15 protein-coding genes are annotated in these 17451 nt (G+C 49.9%); 14 read left to right on the top strand and 1 reads right to left on the bottom strand.

Annotated elements, in window-relative coordinates; all coding sequences use genetic code 11:
• The first annotated feature begins 60 nt into the window (after positions 1–60).
• The 6 genes from MKY59_RS23580 (at position 61) to MKY59_RS23555 (ending at position 8960) form a co-directional block, all read left to right on the top strand.
• Complete coding sequence (locus MKY59_RS23580; protein ID WP_236415678.1) at positions 61–1089, top strand: LacI family DNA-binding transcriptional regulator; 1029 nt, start codon at positions 61–63, stop codon at positions 1087–1089.
• A 181-nt stretch (positions 1090–1270) separates the two neighbouring features.
• Complete coding sequence (locus tag MKY59_RS23575; RefSeq protein ID WP_339274027.1) at positions 1271–2539, top strand: sugar ABC transporter substrate-binding protein; 1269 nt, start codon at positions 1271–1273, stop codon at positions 2537–2539.
• Positions 2540–2620: 81 nt separating this feature from the next.
• A complete protein-coding gene (locus tag MKY59_RS23570; RefSeq protein WP_236415681.1) occupies positions 2621–3508 on the top strand; it encodes a sugar ABC transporter permease in 888 nt (295 codons plus the stop codon).
• Positions 3501–4346, top strand: coding sequence for a carbohydrate ABC transporter permease (locus tag MKY59_RS23565; RefSeq protein ID WP_339274025.1), 846 nt, complete (start codon positions 3501–3503; stop codon positions 4344–4346). The genes MKY59_RS23570 and MKY59_RS23565 overlap by 8 nt, the downstream gene beginning before the upstream one ends.
• Before the next feature lie 103 nt (positions 4347–4449).
• On the top strand, positions 4450–5943 hold the full coding sequence (locus MKY59_RS23560) for a glycoside hydrolase (RefSeq protein ID WP_339274024.1): 1494 nt from the start codon (positions 4450–4452) through the stop codon (positions 5941–5943).
• A 104-nt stretch (positions 5944–6047) separates the two neighbouring features.
• On the top strand, positions 6048–8960 hold the full coding sequence (locus MKY59_RS23555) for a beta-galactosidase (protein WP_339274023.1): 2913 nt from the start codon (positions 6048–6050) through the stop codon (positions 8958–8960).
• 339 nt (positions 8961–9299) lie between these two features.
• Here MKY59_RS23555 and MKY59_RS23550 read toward each other — a convergent pair whose 3' ends face one another.
• On the bottom strand, positions 9300–10508 hold the full coding sequence (locus tag MKY59_RS23550; protein WP_339274022.1) for an IS110 family transposase: 1209 nt from the start codon (positions 10506–10508) through the stop codon (positions 9300–9302).
• Positions 10509–11002: 494 nt separating this feature from the next.
• On the opposite strand from MKY59_RS23550, the gene MKY59_RS23545 reads away from it, so the two are divergent.
• The 8 genes from MKY59_RS23545 (at position 11003) to MKY59_RS23510 (ending at position 17146) form a co-directional block, all read left to right on the top strand.
• Entirely contained in the window at positions 11003–11749 is a 747-nt protein-coding gene (locus tag MKY59_RS23545; protein WP_236415690.1) for an SDR family oxidoreductase, read from the top strand.
• Between the two features lie 160 nt (positions 11750–11909).
• Positions 11910–12257, top strand: coding sequence for a winged helix-turn-helix transcriptional regulator (locus MKY59_RS23540; RefSeq protein WP_019685981.1), 348 nt, complete (start codon positions 11910–11912; stop codon positions 12255–12257).
• Between the two features lie 235 nt (positions 12258–12492).
• Positions 12493–13068 carry a TetR/AcrR family transcriptional regulator gene (locus MKY59_RS23535; protein ID WP_236415692.1) on the top strand — a complete coding sequence of 192 codons (576 nt, stop codon included), beginning with the start codon at positions 12493–12495 and terminating at the stop codon, positions 13066–13068.
• A 336-nt stretch (positions 13069–13404) separates the two neighbouring features.
• Complete coding sequence (locus MKY59_RS23530) at positions 13405–14256, top strand: SDR family NAD(P)-dependent oxidoreductase (RefSeq protein ID WP_339274021.1); 852 nt, start codon at positions 13405–13407, stop codon at positions 14254–14256.
• Between the two features lie 49 nt (positions 14257–14305).
• Entirely contained in the window at positions 14306–15397 is a 1092-nt protein-coding gene (locus MKY59_RS23525; RefSeq protein WP_236415696.1) for an FAD-dependent monooxygenase, read from the top strand.
• Between the two features lie 118 nt (positions 15398–15515).
• The gene (locus tag MKY59_RS23520; RefSeq protein WP_076176551.1) at positions 15516–15839 is read left to right on the top strand and encodes a putative quinol monooxygenase; all 324 of its coding nucleotides are present in this window, start codon (positions 15516–15518) and stop codon (positions 15837–15839) included.
• Positions 15840–15934: 95 nt separating this feature from the next.
• Positions 15935–16267, top strand: a complete 333-nt coding sequence (gene csaA / locus MKY59_RS23515; protein WP_236415698.1) for a chaperone CsaA — start codon at positions 15935–15937, stop codon at positions 16265–16267.
• 249 nt (positions 16268–16516) lie between these two features.
• Positions 16517–17146, top strand: a complete 630-nt coding sequence (locus MKY59_RS23510; protein WP_339274020.1) for an SDR family oxidoreductase — start codon at positions 16517–16519, stop codon at positions 17144–17146.
• Positions 17147–17451: the final 305 nt, after the last annotated feature.

Below are 17451 nucleotides of genomic sequence, written 5' to 3'. Positions count from 1 at the left end.
CATTGGCAATCCTTATCTGGTATGATTAGCAGGAAAACGAGAGAAAGAGAGAGGTTTGCCATGACGCCAATTACCATTTACGACATCGCCAAGGAAGCGAACGTATCCGTATCCACCGTCTCCCGCGTTCTGAACGACACGGCGCCCGTGCGCGCCAGCACCAGGGAGCGGATCATGTCGATCATCGAGAAACACCAGTTTCAGCCGAATGCGCAGGCAAGAAGCCTGATCAAGAAGGAAACGGGCACGATCGCGATCATTTTGCCGGACATCACCAACCCGTTTTTCCCCGAAGTGTTCTGGGGGGCAGAGAATGAAGCGCGGGGGCTGGGCTATACGTTTTTCCTGTGCAATACGGCAGGGGACTATGGACGGGAATCCGAATATTTATCCATTTTGCGCGAGAAAAGGGTCGATGGCATCATGTTTCTCGGCGGGCGGATCAACCTCCAGAACTGCCCGGAGAACATGGCGCAGGAAATGATCGATATGGGCAAACGCATGCCCATCGTGCTGGTGAACGGAAATATTGCCAAGGGCGGCTTTCGCCGGGTATATACCGATGAGGGGGCAGGCGCGGTGCTGGCCGTAGAGCATTTGCTGGAGCTGGGCCACCGGGAAATCGCGTTTGTAGGCGGATCGCCCGAGACGTCGACCACGATGGTCAAAGTGAAGGCGGTGCAAAAAAAACTGCGCGAACACGGGCTCGAACTCCCGAAGGACCGCCAACTGCTGGGCAGCTTCTCCATCGATGACGGCAAACGGTTGATGAATGAGCTGCTGGAACGCGACAATCCGCCGACGGCGGTCATATGCGTCAATGACAACACGGCCATCGGAGCGATCAAAGCCACGATCGAACACGGACTGTCCATCCCTGGCGATATTTCGATTGTGGGTTTCGACAACACGCCGCTGGCGGGTGCGGTTATCCCCGAACTGACGACCGTTTCGCAAAATACGTACCAGCTCGGCAAGCTCGGCGTAGACGTGCTGCATGAGCTGATCAATCAGGGAAAGCCCAAAAAACAGACGGTGCTGCAGCCGGAGCTGATCGTACGCCAGAGCACGGGACCTGCCCCTCGTTAAGAGGGGGACATGTTTTTTTGGAAAAGAAAGCGTTGACATTTCTGCGAAGGGTGAAATATAATGGGTTCGTAAATGAAACCCCTTTCATAAAAATGGATCGGGTTTTAATTTCCGGCTTTATGAAACCCATTTCATGAAATGGGTTTCACCAAAACATTCAACTTTCTAGGGGGCGCACGGTATGAAAAGAAGCTTGAAGATCATTTCGTTATTAATGCTCACAATGGTATTCGCACTTACGGCTTGCAGCAAAGGCGACAGCGGTGCATCCGGCGGTTCCGGCGGCAAGGTGGATCTCAGCATGACGATTTGGGGTTCGGAAGATGAGAAAAAGATCTATCAGGAACGGCTCGATATTGTGAAACAGACGTATCCCGACATTAATGTGAAACTGAACGTGGTTGCCGGAGACTATGACCAGAAAGTACAGACGATGATCGCGGGCGGTACCGCACCGGACATTATGATGATTGCGGAGAACTACCAGGCCTATGCTTCCAAAAATCAGATCATTCCGCTTGACGAGATGCTGCAAGCGAACAATGTCAGCATCTCGGAACGTTATTCCGACGACATTGCCAACCTGATGAAATACGACGGCAAACAATATGGCCTGCCTGACCGTGCGGGCGCCATGGTGCTTTTCTATAACAAGGATTTGTTCGACAAGGCGGGCGTGGAGTACCCGACCAAAGACTGGACCCAGGAAGACCTGCTTGCGGCAGCCCAGAAGCTGACCGTGAAGGAGAACGGCAAAACGGTGCAATGGGGCTACTATCCAGGCAGCTGGTGGCCGCAGTGGATGCAGCTGATCTACCAGAACGGCGGTTCGCTGTTCGACGATAGTGGCAAACCGACATTCAACACCGAGCCTGTCCGCAAAGCGCTGCAATTTATGAATGATCTGACTTTCAAATACGGAGCGTCCCCGACACCGACCGAAATCGCCGACATGGGCAATATCGGTGCCGATCCGCTGTTCGCGCAAGGCAAGATTGCCATGGAAACGACAGGTTTCTGGAACATCGGTTCCTTGGCCAAAGTCGAGGGCATCAACTGGGACATTTCCCCGATCTGGGGCGAAACGAATGCATTCTTTAACGGCTTCACGATCACGAACGCTTCCAAGCATAAAGAAGAAGCGTTCAAAATCATCGCCGCGTTGACGACGCCGGAAGCGCAGATGCCGATGATCAAAGCGGGACAGGATGCACCGGCAACGAAGGCAGGACTGGAAAGCGACGAATTCCTGAATGCCGAGTACGGCGGCAAAAAGATCAATATGGCGGCGTTCAAGGAATCCACGATCTATGCCGAACCGTTCAACCCGCAGTGGAACGAAATGATGAAACTGATCAACGACAAACTCGGCGTGTACTTTAACGATAAAGCTTCCCTGGATGAGACGGTTACCGAAATCCAGAGCGGACTGGAAAGACTCTATAAATAGTATGGGCAGGGGAACGGATGGAAACGGGGCGCAGACGATCGGCGCTCTCCATCCGCTCCCGACGTCATGGGAGGGCTTAACGTGAGAAAAAAGGACGGGAAATGGTTTTATCTCTTTATCTCGCCTTGGCTGATCGGATTCCTTGGGCTGACGCTGGGACCGATCCTGTTTTCCATCTATATGAGCTTCACCAACTGGGACCTGTTCCAGTCCCCGGAGTTCATCGGTTTCGATAACTACCAAACGCTGCTGACCGATGACCCGCTGTTCTGGAAGTCGCTGGGCAACACGTTTTTCTACGCTCTGATCTCCATTCCGCTGGGCATGTCCATCTCGCTGTGGATCGCATATTACCTGAACAAAAAGATCAAGGGCATCACGTTTTTCCGCATTTTGTTCTACCTGCCGTCGGTCGTGCCGGTCGTCGCGAGTTCCCTGCTGTTCATTCATCTCCTGGCGCCGACGGAAGGGCTCATCAACAAAGCGTTGGCCGTGTTCGGCATTCAGGGCCCTTCCTGGCTGCTCGACCCGAACTGGGTCAAACCGGCGCTGATCCTGATGTCGCTCTGGGGCGTCGGCGGCGGGGTCGTCCTGCTGCTGGCCGGGATGAAAGGCATACCGCAGGAGCTGTACGAGGCGGCGGCCATCGACGGTGCCAAGAATACGCAGTCCTTTTTCCACATTACGTTTCCGATGCTCACGCCCGTCATCTTCTTCAATCTCGTGACAGGTATCATCGGTGCGCTTCAAACCTTTGCGCAGGTGTTCATCGTAACCTCGGGAGGACCGGATAACGCCAGCCAGATGGTTGTGCCGTATTTGTTCCAGAACGCCTTCCAGTTCTACAAGATGGGATATGCTTCGGCCATTGCCTGGGTGCTGTTCATCGTCATTCTGGCCTTGACCCTGATCGTGTTCCGTTCATCGGCGCTCTGGGTGCACTACGAGGAGGGAAAAGCCAATGAGTAATCCATCCAAGGCGGAGAAAGTCATCTCCTACGTTTTTCTGATTCTGGTCGGCGTGCTGCTCGCTTCGCCCTTCGTGTACATGATCTCCATCTCGCTGGCCAGCGAGTCGACGACGGTCAAATCGGCGTTTACCTTCGTTCCGACGGAGTTTGAGTGGTCCAACTTTTATACGATCTTCACGAATAACAATTTGGGCACGTATCTGAAAAATTCGATCATCATCACCGTCTTCACCATTATCGGATCGGTATTGTCCGCATCGGTTGTGTCTTACGGCTTTGCAAGGATCAAGGCGAAAGGAAGCCGCTTCCTGTTCGTTGTGCTGCTGAGCACGATGATGATTCCGGGCGAGGTTACGATGGTGCCGCAGTTCATCATCTTCCGTCATCTGGAATGGATCAATACGTTCTATCCGCTGATCGTGCCGAGCTTTTTTGCCGGAGCGTTCAACGTATTCCTGATCCGCCAATTCGTCATGAGCATTCCGAAGTCGCTGGACGAAGCGGCGATGATCGACGGCATGGGGCATCCGGGCATCTATTGGAAAATCATCATGCCGCTGACGTATCCGATCCTGGCGGCGATTGCGATTTTCTCGTTTTCGTGGAACTGGGGGAACTTCATGGGGCCGCTCATTTATATCAACGATCCCGAAAAAATGCCTCTGGCCCTCGGTGTTCAGCTCCTGACGACCGTAGGCGGAGGGCAAATGCCGCCGTGGAACCTGGTCATGGTTGCTTCCCTGTTCCTGACGATTCCGATGGTGCTGGTGTATTTGCTCGGCCAGCGATATGTCTATGAAGCGAACATCAGCGGAGGCAGCAGCGGCATCAAGTAACGCAGGGGTGCAGCAAATACGACAGCAAAGAACCCAACGTGAATCACATGCATGCCCGGACAGGGGTATGGAATAAACGTAAATGGGAAGGGCTGTGCGAACGATGGCGAACGACAAGCAACGCAGCGGCAAACGAAAATCCGGTTATATTGCGGCAGGCATTGCCCTGCTCGCGTTACTTGCAGGAGGAGGAATACTGATGAGCCAAATGAATGCATCCCGAACGCTGACTTTCGAGGGTCAGCCGGTTCGCCTGAACATGGAGCAGTCCTATGACCATTTTGAAGGCTGGGGCACGTCCCTGGCCTGGTGGGCCAACGATCTGGGCGAATGGAAGGATCAGGCGAAGCTGAATGAAGTAATGGACCTTGTGTTTGATCCGGCCAAAGGGCTGGGGCTGAACATTGTACGGTACAACATCGGCGGCGAGGAAAACCCTGAAATGAAAGCGCTTCGTCCCGGCGGCGACGTTCCGGGGTACCAGCCCGAACCGGGCGTATGGGACTGGGAAGCGGATGCCGGACAGCGGAAAGTTCTGCAGGGCTCGATCGAACGCGGCGTCAACATCACCGAGGCCTTTTCCAATTCTCCGCCGTACTGGATGACCATCAGCGGATCGGTTACGGGAGCCGAGGACGGGAGCAACAACCTGAAGGAAGACCAATACGATGCCTTTGCCGATTATTTGACAGAGGTCGTGAAGCATTTCCGCGACGAATGGGGCATCACGTTCCGCACACTTGATCCGCTCAACGAGCCTTCCTCCGATTGGTGGAAGAAGGGCAATATGCAGGAAGGCAGCCATTTCAGCGTCGACAAACAGATGGTAATCATCAAAAAGGTCGCAGCTTCGTTAAAAAGCAAAGGCTTGGACGGCACGGTCGTGAGCGCGGCGGACGACAACAGCATCGACGAAACGGTGGCCAACTTCAGCGTCTACGACCAAGACACGCTGGATGCGGTGGCGCAGATCAACACCCATTCCTATAATGGAAGCAAAATGGAAGAGCTGCGCGCGCTGGCGGAGAAACACGGGAAAAAACTGTGGATGTCCGAGTACGGCACAGGCGGCAGCGAGCCCCACAGCCATGAAGATATGGTTTCGGTGCAGGAACTGGCCGAGCGGATCATGTTTGACCTGAAAATCATGCAGCCGTCCGCATGGGTATATTGGCAGGCCGTGGAGGACGAAGGCGCAAACAACAATTGGGGTTTCATTCATGCCAATTTCAATGGGGAAGAACATTACGAAATGACGAAACAGTATTACGGCATGGTGCAATTCACCAAATTCATCCGTCCAGGAGCCATCATCATTCCGACGGATGAAGGGCGGACGCTTGCCGCGTATGATCAAGACGCCCATCGGCTGGTGCTGGTCATCCGCAACGAGATGTCGGCCGGAACGAAGGAATTTTCGCTCGAACCGTTCGAGCTTACAGAGGCTGATCGCGCTCAAGTATACCAAACCTCGCCGGAGCACAACATGGAGCAGATGCAGGACGTACCGGTGTATGCCAATGGGCTGAAGGTGGACATCGGCGACAATTCGATCACAACCGTTGTGCTGGAAGGCGTCGACTTGAAATCGCAGTAGAATGAGAATGGCTGGACTGAATTTGCAGAGGGCTATAACTAGATTCAGTACTTTGACGTTATGACATATGAAATGACATGTTGAATAGAGAGAGGGTGCGACTAATGGCGCAACATCCAACGTTTATACAAGGGCAACAGACCAAACTGAACCAACATGCTTTGGAACTGACTTATGACCGGCAAAGTTTTTGGCTGAATGGAGAGAGGATCTTTCTGAACAGCGCGACGATTCATTATTTTCGCATGCCGAAAGAAGAATGGCGCGATGTGCTGCTGAAAGCCAAACTGGCGGGCATGAACTGCATTGACACATATTTTGCCTGGAATGTGCACGAACCGGAGGAAGGGCAATGGGACTTCGAAGGCGACCGCGATTGCGGCGCCTTTCTGGACCTTTGCGCAGAGCTCGGCATGTGGGTGATTGCGCGGCCGGGGCCGTTCATTTGTGCGGAATGGGATTTCGGCGGATTTCCGTACTGGCTGGGAACGAAACCGGATATCGCCTTCCGGGAGAACAACGATGTCTACCTGCACTATGTGGATGCATATTTTGACCGGATCATACCGATCATCCGCGACCGCCAGCTGTCCGCCGGCGGCCCCGTCATTCTGGTTCAAGTGGAGAACGAGTATGGTTACCTGAAGGACGACGATGCGGCAAGCGCCCATATGGACCGTCTTCGCGACGCGCTGCTGCAGCGCGGCATCGACGTTCCGTTGATTACCTGCGTGGGTGGGGCGGAAGGCACCATCGAAGGGGCCAATTTCTGGTCGGGAGCCGATGGGCATTATGCCAAACTGCGGGCCAAACAGCCGGATACGCCGAAAATGGTGACGGAATTTTGGACGGGGTGGTTCGAACATTGGGGCGGAGCTTCTGCCATTCAGAAGACGGCGCCTTTGCTTGAAAAACGCATCATGGAGATTTTGCGCGCAGGATATACGGGAATCAGTTATTACATGTTTTACGGCGGAACCAACTTTGGCGGTTATGGCGGCCGGACGGTGGGCAGCAGCGACATTTTCATGATTACGTCCTACGATTACGATGCGCCGCTGAACGAATACGGACGCGGGACGGCCAAGTATGATGTCACCAAAAGATGGTCGTATTTCGTGAATGCCTTCGACAGCGTGCTGCTGCAAGCCGAAGAAATTCCGGAGGAACAGCTGCAGGTCCGTCACGGTTCCGGCATTTCCGTACGCGGTAGGGCAGCGGGCGACCAACGTATTTTGTTTGTCGAGAGTCACAAGGAGGAACGGGAGACGGTGCAGGTCACGCTGGAAGATGGCCGCACGTTGCCGATGTCGCTGCATCCGGGGCAGATCATGCCGCTGCTCGACCGCGTGCACATTACCGATGATGTGCGTCTGACCGGTGGCACATTCATTGCGGGCAACGAGCAAGTGGGCGGTGAGCTGACGCTGTTCATTGCTGCTGACACAGGCCAGCGGTCCATCGTGGAGCTTGAGGCACCTTCGCTTCGCGTGCTGGACAGCACTATGGCTGCGTTGTACACGCATGATGCGGCAAAGGGAGCCTACCGCTTCGATCTGGCCCATTTCCGCGAACCGGGCGTGATCCGGCTGCAGTGCGGAAATACGTGCCTCCGCTTGATCGTGCTGGATATGGAGACGATGAACCGTACTTGGCGATTGGAGAGTGAGGCTTCAGGGGATGCCGTGCGCTACGCGATTGGATTCGACGATGTACAGGTTCTGCCTTCCGGGCAGGTTCAAGGCATGCTGGCCGATGCGGATCGCACCATTCTGCTGCTCGGAGGCTGGGAGAATGGCGAGCGTTCTCTGAACGGACATGAGCTTTGGAATGCATTGTCGGCGCAGCAGGCCGGGGCTTTACCTGTGCCGCCTAAGCTGTCGGCTCCAGAGGTATCGTTGGTCGAACTGTCGGCGGAACATGCTTCCCGCACCGGTCAACCGGAGGCGTTTTCGGATTATGGGCAGGATTTTGGATATCTGCTCTACGAGTGCGAATTTCAACGTGAAACGGCTGATGATGCCGTTCATCTGATCATGACGGGCGTGCAGGATAGCGCCAGAATTTACGTGAACGGCGTGGAGCAGGCGCTGGTTCGTCAGGTCGGCGCGGCTGCCGTGCCGATTCGCACGGTCAGTGGTCATAACAAGCTGCAAGTACTCGTGCAGCAGATGGGCCGGCTTAATTTTTCTCCGTATCTGGGCGAATCCAAAGGGTTGTTCGGGCCGGTGGCTGCGGGAGGTGCTGTGCAGGATATCCGCCGCGATTGGCAGACGGAGCAGGGCACGATCCATTTGGATGAAGTCCATCCCGATGCGGAATCTTCAGTCATCCGTCGCAGTTTTGTGCTGGAAGAGGGCATGGATCGGGCCATCCTGGTCGGTGCAGTGAGCAAAGGGATTTGCATGAATAGCGTGGAAGTACCGATGGATGGATACCATGACTGGTTTGCTTTCACCACGTTGGATCTGTCGCCATACGTGAAGCAAGGAATGAATACGCTGGAAATGCCGTATCGGGCATCGCCGCTTGCCCGGCTGGAGCTCATCCTTTACCGCAGCACCGACGAGTTGTCCGGGTGGAGGATGGCCGGCAGCGATCAGCTGCTGCCGCGCTCATGGCAGCCGTATGCAGCAGAGGGTACATCTGCGGACGGGCGGGACCGTTCCATGCAGAAAGAACGTTCGTCTGCTTTGACTGGCCATCCTTTGGCCAAAGCTGCCTATGGTCGGCCTGTTTGGTACCGTTTCAGCTTCCAAAAACCAGATGTACCGGAGCCGTACCATGCCAACCTGATGGTCCGACTGACCGGCATGAGCAAAGGCACAGTGGTTCTGAATGGCCATGATCTGGGCCGCTACTGGCAGATCGGGCCGCAGGAGGACTACAAAATTCCGATGGCCTGGTTGAAGGAGGAGAACGAGCTGCTGCTGTTCGATGAGGAAGGCGCTTCGCCGGAACGGGTACGCTTGTTGTTCGATGCGCCATCGCGTTATCCATGGGTGCAGGTGGAGTAATCGGTACATTTGGATAGAGCCGGGGCAGAATGACTAATTGCGGGTAAGCATTTTCTTGTAATATCGAAGATGAGAACATTGAAAGTCGCTATTTTAGCGGCTTTTTTATATATTCTCATTCCAAGTTTGTGTCCCGAGCCAAGGACAAGACCTTGTACCGATTAGGCATATGTCTAACGGGTAATCGCCAGTTAATTCATTAAGCTAACAAGCTATACCAGCTAATAGCTTGTCAAGATTACCAGCAAAATGAACTTAAGTCATGTGGTATAGTAAAATTAAGCATGACAAATAACCCTCCAATTTCTTTGTTTTGGAAGGTTATACCAATATGAGTGCTTAGACAGCGCGGAAAGTTTTTTTACTTTTCAGGATGACATAAAGCCAATGAACCAGCTTATTTGCGCATGCGATTAAAGCTACTTTATGTGGCTTTCCTTCGGCTCTTTTGCGATCATAAAAATCTTTAAGTCGCAGATTTCGAGAGCGGATGAGTCCACACTGGACGGCCATAACTAGAGCATAACGAAGTTGTCGTGAACCACGTTTGGTAATTCGATTGCGTGTTGCCGTAAACTTTCCAGATGCGAATACACTCGGGTCAATGCCCGCAAAGGCTACTAGTTTCTTTGGATGATCAAATCGGTCGACTTCTCCAATTTCCGATAAAATTGTTGCCGCAATTTTAGGACCTATACCGGGAATCGACTGGATTAAATCATATTCTTGAATTTCTTCAGCGAGAGCATCTATGTTCTTTTCCAATTGAGATAGATGTTCTTGGTACTGAAGGATGAGCGAAATCAAAACTCTCAGGTTAACCAAGTGACTAGAGTACATATTCTGCTGAAAAGGATTTTGTTTTGCCGCAAGAAGTAGACGCTTAACTCGCACACAGATCCAATTCTCTGATCGTCCTCGTCTTGAGGAAAGCAGCTCTTTGAATTTGGATTTAAGCATTCCTTCGTCCGATTGTAGTACCAAATATGAAGTTGGAAATTCACTTAGAAATCGAAGTGAAATATGAGAATAGATATCTCCAAAAACACTTTTGTACGTAGGGAAAACTTGATCAAGAACAGCTTGAAACTGCAGTTTAATTTGTACACACATCTTTGAAAGAGACTCATATTGTCTTGTTAGATAACGCAAATTAAGCAGTTGAACACCTCTTTTTTTAAAGGGCTCAAATTCTTCTTTATAGTACAACTCTCCTAGCAAATAGGCATCAGCGGCATCCGTTTTTACCTTACGAAGGCTGGACTTTCTAAGCCGATTTGAGATAAGCGGATTAATGACAATGTACAAATAATGATGCTCCTCTAAGAACTGAACAACAGGACTCTGGTAATGCCCAGTCGCCTCAAGAAGTAGTGTAGGACGTAGTCCAGCAGCATGTTCAAGATCCTGAATAGCTTGAAGTAACTTCGTCAGACCTTCTTGGGTATGTTCAAATTGAAACGTCCCTCTGTACGGTTTGCCTCGCTTTAAAAAGGCTTGCCCATAGCTTTCACCTTTAGAAATATCCAGGCCAATCACTGGATTCATTAAAATGCACCTTCCTAATTTAGATTTACCGGCAGCCCCTGTGATTTCCTCTTGTCGCTCCATAGCATCGCTTGTTATACGGGATCTATGTCCCAACCAGCCTCAAACATGGTCATGACAAGTAGGGGTGAACAATATAGCGCTCGGGATCAAGTCCCACGGGCAGGTACGTTCGACCCGGCTACCTTCATTCTCAAAGCTAATGAAAAAAGGATCAACCAGAAAGAACTGGTTGACCTCATAATACGAACGGGCAGGATAGTTCAAATACGTGGTATCATGTGGTGAGTAATTAATGGAGCTCACTTCCATCTGTTAGGCTGTAAAAACAAACGCTTGTGCCGCCTCAATTATCACTTTTTGGTGACTATATCACTAAAAAGTGGGTACTGTTTTTCTTGTAACTTTTCCCCCATACTATCGTTCATAGGAGGTTCATGAGGCAGACAGAGCATCCTACACCATATAAATCATTATAAAAGGAGTGTAATAGAATGGGGAAATTTGACGGGAAGGTAGCAGTTGTAACCGGAGGTACAAGCGGCATCGGTCTCGCGTCGGCACAACAGTTCGTAAAAGAAGGGGCTTACGTTTTTATCACAGGACGCAGACAACGTGAACTGGATGAAGCAGTAAAGCAGATCGGAAAGAATGTTACAGGTGTCCGAGGTGACATATCTAAATCGGAAGATCTAGATATATTATTCGAAACAGTTAAGCGAGAAAAGGGACACTTGGACATTCTCTTTGCAAATGCCGGATTAGGGTCATTCCTTCCATTAGGAGAAATTACAGAAGCACAATACTACAAGACTTTCGATGTCAACGTGAAAGGAACCATCTTTACAGTACAAAAAGCATTAGCTTTGTTTCCAAATAAAAGAGGTTCGATTATTCTAACGGGATCCACTGCTGGCTCGACGGGGATGCCAGCGTTTAGTATCTATGGTGCATCCAAGGCAGCGATCAGACAGCTCGTCCGCAGCTGGATTCTTGATATGAGAGGGACCGAAATTCGTATAAACATCCTTAGTCCGGGAACCATCGTAACGCCGGCGTACGATGAGTTATTTGGCTCTGAACTGGATCATATCCTGGAACAGGCAAAAAATGATATTCCGCTCGGCAGAGTGGGGCAGGTTGAAGAGATCTCCAATGCTGTCATGTTCCTGGCCTCTAATGAAAGCAGCTATATGAACGGCGTTGAATTATTCGTAGATGGCGGAGTAGCTCAAGTTTAACCAGGACATAATCATTTTCAAACGACAAAGATTTTTAAATCAACTTAAATGCGATTGTATTATCCCCTCCATGTAACGTTCAATTTTTCCTTCAGTGATCCTTGAAGGATCAAGCGATACATGAAGGGGATATTCTTAGGTAGGGAGATGGTGCATTGATATGAAAACATTTTTCTGTGAACTGGAAGTTACACTAGAGGTTATCGGAGGAAAGTGGAAGGGGCTTGTTCTGTACTATTTAATAAAAGGACCTAAACGGACGGGAGAGCTTAAGCGACTCGTTCATAATATATCGCAAAAGATGCTGATTCAAACTCTTCGGGAACTGGAAACAGACGGATTAATTCGCAGAAAGATGTACAATCAGGTACCGCCTAAGGTCGAATATTCAACGACGGAACTGGGTCAATCACTTGAACCCATTTTGAGATCGCTTTGTGATTGGGGGGGGAATTACGCAGAGCAATCCTTCGCTCCGGGCGAGATTGAGATTTTGTATCTGGATTAACTGTCGGGGGACAAGAGCGTAGTCCCATTTGAAGTCGCTATTTTAGCGGCTTTTTTTGTTTTATCGGTACAAGTTCTTGTCCCGAACCCAAGACAAGAACTTGTACCGATTGCCGTAAAGGACAAGAACATAATCCGATTCGATTTGAATATCTGGTCACCAATACAGGAATTATGATCACAAGTGTACAACCTTCCTAATGGACATTCGTATATAGCACTGCTATAATAGAAGTATGAACACATATGACAAAATATTGGCAGCTGCTCTTAAGGTACTCGAAGAGGAGGGCGGAGCCCAATTTTCGACGCGAGCCGTAACTGCGATCGCGCAGGTTACAGCACCTACCCTCTACCACCATTTCGGCAATGCCGATGGACTTCTGAGTGCAGCTATAGTGGAAGCGTTCAAACAGTTATTTGAAAGCAAGATTGCCGCGGTGGAGTCGACCATTCCAGAGATGGCTCTTCGTCAAGGATGGGATGACTATGTCCGCTTCGCGGCAGCCCGTCCTCGGATTTATGCGGCGATGATGGGGCGGTTGCTCGAGGGAGCCCATATCGAGGCGGCAGATCAGTCGTACCAAGCATTGGTGCAAAATGTTCAGAGAGTCGCCGACGAAGGCAAACTGGCTGTGTCCGCTCAGGCTGCGGCAGATCTGGTCTGGGCTTCTGCGAATACGGCCTCTTGGCTGTATGTGACGGCCCAGGTTCGTAAGACACCCCCACCCCAGCCAGACGTCGTTGATCTCATTCGGGAAAGCGTAATGCAGATCATTTTGATCCAGAGGCCGGAAGCCGATTCAAAATGAGGAATTCGATGACAGAGCCTGGCGACCCCAGGCAAAGCCCTAATTTAGAGACGCATAAAAAAGATCGCGTATCCAACCTGGACCTCCAGGAGGATGGCGATCTTTTTTATGTTTGGAGGATGCGAGCATTCGTTCTCTTGGATTCCTGTTGCGTGACGGTGAAATGTGGTACGCGGAATGCATTACCAACGCCCGTCAAAGCAATGTTCAGACCACAGAACGATACTTCGAAAAAAATATAGCACCGCTATAGACAGTTTTGTATAGCGGTGCTATAATACCTGTATAACAGTGCTATACCGTGGTCCACATCTTATCAAACTCAGGAGGGTTACTATGCCATCTAAAACTCAAGAGCTGGTCGTCGTCACAGGTACGTCCAGCGGTATCGGCAGGGCTACTGCGGAGCAGCTCGCCGCTGAAGGATTTCATGTTTTGGCGGGGGTTCGTCGTCAGGAAGACGCCGACAAAATCAAACGCAAAAATATCGAACCGGTGATCGTCGATGTTACCAATATCAACACACTACAGGCGCTGGCCGAACGGGTGGAGCAAGATCCGCTTGGTCGCCCTTTGCGGGCCGTGGTCAACAATGCCGGCATCGCCGTTAATGCCCCTCTCGAGATGGTTCCGCTGGATGAATTTCGCCGCCAGATCGAAGTCAGCGTGATCGGACAGGTCGCGGTTATTCAGGCACTTACCCCGGCCTTGCTGAACAGCGGCGGGCGAGTAGTCAATATCGGTTCGCTTGGGGGCAAGGTTTCCATGCCCGGGTTCGGAATTTATTCGGCTGCAAAGTATGCTATGGAAGCGATCAATGACAGTCTCCGCAGGGAGATGTCCTCGTTTGGCCTCAAGGTAATCATGATCACTCCGGGTGGCGTCAGCACGGGTCTGTCGGAGCAAGGGATTACGACAGCGGAGCGACTGGCGAAATTGATGACGCCGGATCAGCACCGGCGCCATGATCGTCTTTTTGATGCCGTGAAGGCTCAGGCTGAAACGTGGGCCACGGACGGTATCCGCCCCGAGAAAGTGGCAGCAGTGGTTTCACGAGCCATCCACGTAAGTAAGCCACGCACCCGCTATACGGTCGGCCGCGATTCGGCACTGCTGACCCGACTGGTCCGTATTCTCCCGGACAAACTCCTCGATCGGATGCTCCGCAGCCAGATGAAGCTGCAGTAACGGATGGATATTTTTACGAATGCCCTATTACAAAACAGGAGAATGAATCATGTCACAACAACAGGTTGAACATGCCATTATTGTAGGTGGATCTTTAGGTGGTCTAATGATGGGGCTTGCGTTATCCCGTTCTGGTTATACAGTGACTATTCTTGAACGTGCAGATTCATCATTAAGAAATGGTGCTTTTATTCGCTTGCACACAAAGCCTTATCATAATAGTGAAATTGAACGAGAATTAAGACACTTGGCATCCAATGGTAACAACAATGTTGAAGCCTGGTCAGCCATTCAAGAACGTTTGCGCAACGCGGTCGCTAAAGAACCTGGTATTACCCTTCAGCACCATACACGAATTGTTAGTGTTGGGCAAAATGAATCATCCGCTTGGGCGATCAGTGAAGAGGAGCATACGTTTAAAGGAGACTTCTTGATTGGTGCAGATGGATATCGCAGTATTGTCCGCCGTTATTTAAGCCCTGACAAACCATTTGCAGATTATGCCGGCTATCTGGCTTGGGTAGGGAAAGTGGATGAAAATTTGCTGCCAAAAACAGACTGGAAAAAACGGCAGCTTTCGAGCGCTTATTTCAGCGATAGTGCCGCCGGTAAATTGACAACTGCGGTGATGCCAGGGAAAGAGGGGGGAACCCATCCCGGCCAGCGATGGATAGGTTTTTGCTGGTTTGATCATTCGCATAATCCATTGCTGTCTGAATTAGGAGTGTTAAAGGACGGAATTGCCCAGCATTCTTTGTACGGTGAAGCTGTTCCGGATTCGCTGCTGAAAGAACTATCACAAACCAGCCAAGCCAACTGGAGTGAAGAAGAGGATGCCATTTTGCAAATCGCGATTAAGGATCGCAGTTTAATCGGGGCACCTGTAAATGAATACCTCCCTAATATATTGTCAAAAGGAAGAATAGCGATGATCGGCGACGCAGCTCATACCATGTCGCCAATGACGGGCGCAGGCTTTAATGACTCACTTGATGATACGGTTGCCATAATGGATGCCATTAAAAAGTATCCGAATTCGATAATAAATGCTTTGAGTGAATACCAAACACGCCGTTTAGATATAGTTCGTCGAGATGTTCTTGCGGGCCAAGGCTTTAATCGTACTTTTGGACGCCTATAACAGCGTTAAGCTAAGCCATTAGATACATTGGAATTTTAAGCATAAACCGGGAATTTGCCTATATGAGAAGACGCTAAAGCCAAAATACGAAGTATTTATAAATTGAGGAGGAATTAGCATGAACGATACAAAGAACCGTTACGTTACTGTACTCTGGGAGGCGAGAGCTAAGGCAGGGAGAGAAGCCGAGATGAAGGCATTTATGACTGCTGCTGTCACTCCGTCGCGCAACGACCTGGGCAACATTGACTACGAGGCTCACGAGGTAGAAGGCCAGCCCGGTACATTCATCATCTACGAGCGCTGGGAAAACCGGGATGCTCTCGATCGGCACCTGAACGCCCCGCGGATGCAGGAACTGGTGCCCCAGCTCTTAGAACTGATGGAGGGATCTATTGAGGAAGGGATTCGACTCCTGCAGCCGTTCCGCCCAGCGCAGTAAAATGCAACACCGAGCGGAACTCATTAAGTTCTGTCCGTAAAGCGTGAGAGATATTTTCGTGAGCGCTTAAAGACTTTAGTGGAGGAGGCAAAACGTTGGCAACGATCGATGATTTTGCAGCACTAGATATTCGTGTCGGAACGATTAAGGAAGCGGAGTTTTTTGAAGAAGCAAAGGTCCCTGCGATAAAGCTTAAGATTGATTTTGGACCGGAGATCGGGACGAAATCTTCAAGTGCACAAATAACTAAGCGTTATAAGGTTGAGGAAATTGTAGGGAAGCAAATTATAGGAATCGTCAATTTTCCTCCTCGGCGCATTGCGGGATTCAAATCGGAGGTATTAGTTTTGGGAGGAGTCCCGGAAAAAGGAGATGTTATTCTCTTAAAGCCGGATACTGAAATGCCTAATGGTACGCCTATTGCGTAAAAATAAGGATCTACCTAAATTGGGCGATGTAATTAGTTGTAAAGCCGATTATTTAGCTGAGTACGGGTCCATTGTAAAGTTTGGGAATAGGGATGCTGGTATGATCCATATCTTTAAGCTCTCAAACACTTCATTGATGCAAATTCAGATCGCACAGCGTATCGCTTCGAAACATTGTTTTCATCAAAGAAATACTGCTTGGAAATAAAGGAATTTAAATTTTAAAAGCGTTAGCTTTAGGAGATAAACATGGATCTTAAATTAGCCAACAAAGTAGCTGTCGTTACCGGAGCAAGTAAAGGAATTGGACTCGCTATCGTTCGAAAATTTATCGAGGAAGGGGCAAGTGTCGTCGCGGTAAGTCGGACTTTAACGGAGGAATTGGCTGATCTTGTTGAACATAAATCAGTCAAACATCTACCTATTGATGTCAATATGGAACGTAATACAGTTGAACTTTCTATCCTAAATAACAATGAGGGTGCAATTGTAAATATCTCTTCAGTAAATGCACGGATGCCCGAATTGCTATTGCCTATATATGGCACCACCAAAGCGGCACTTAATAATTTGACGAAAATACTGGCTGGTGAGTTTGGACCTCGTAATGTTAGAGTTAATTCGATCTCACCTGGACCGGTAGTAACACCTTTGTGGCAAGACCCTGACAACGGAATGGCCAAAACAATCGGTTCAGTTGCAGCGATGGATTCAGAAAAAGTTTTTGAAGAGCTACCTAAAATGGCTGGTATAACATTGGGGAAATTTGCAGAAGCCGGAGATATTGCGAACCTTACAGTTTTCCTTGCTTCGGAGCGAGCTTCAATGATTACCGGAGCGGATTATGTTATTGATGGGAATATGGTTAAAACGATTTAAACCGCAATGGTTCGATAAATTAAATTTGAACTTCTAAACGGGGCTCTTTATTTACTGATATCTTAATATGTTCTCTCCTTACTATAGAGTTCGATAATTCATCAGCTCAATAAAACAACAAAGCAGCTGATCAAAATGATCGGCTGCTTTTGTTCAACGAACGGGCAGGTTAGGGCAATAAATAATACTCATGATTAAGTTCTGAAATTTTCTTATTCCAATTTCACAATAAATATAAATGGTAAGAATTACATGATATCATTGGTATTATAGTATTATGTTACTAATTTAGAACGAAGGAGATG

It is taken from the genome of Paenibacillus sp. FSL W8-0426 (genome assembly GCF_037969725.1).
Taxonomy (GTDB): domain Bacteria; phylum Bacillota; class Bacilli; order Paenibacillales; family Paenibacillaceae; genus Paenibacillus; species Paenibacillus hubeiensis.
The sequence above is the reverse complement of the archived record's forward strand: the minus strand, read 5'-3'. Positions and strand labels throughout refer to the sequence as shown.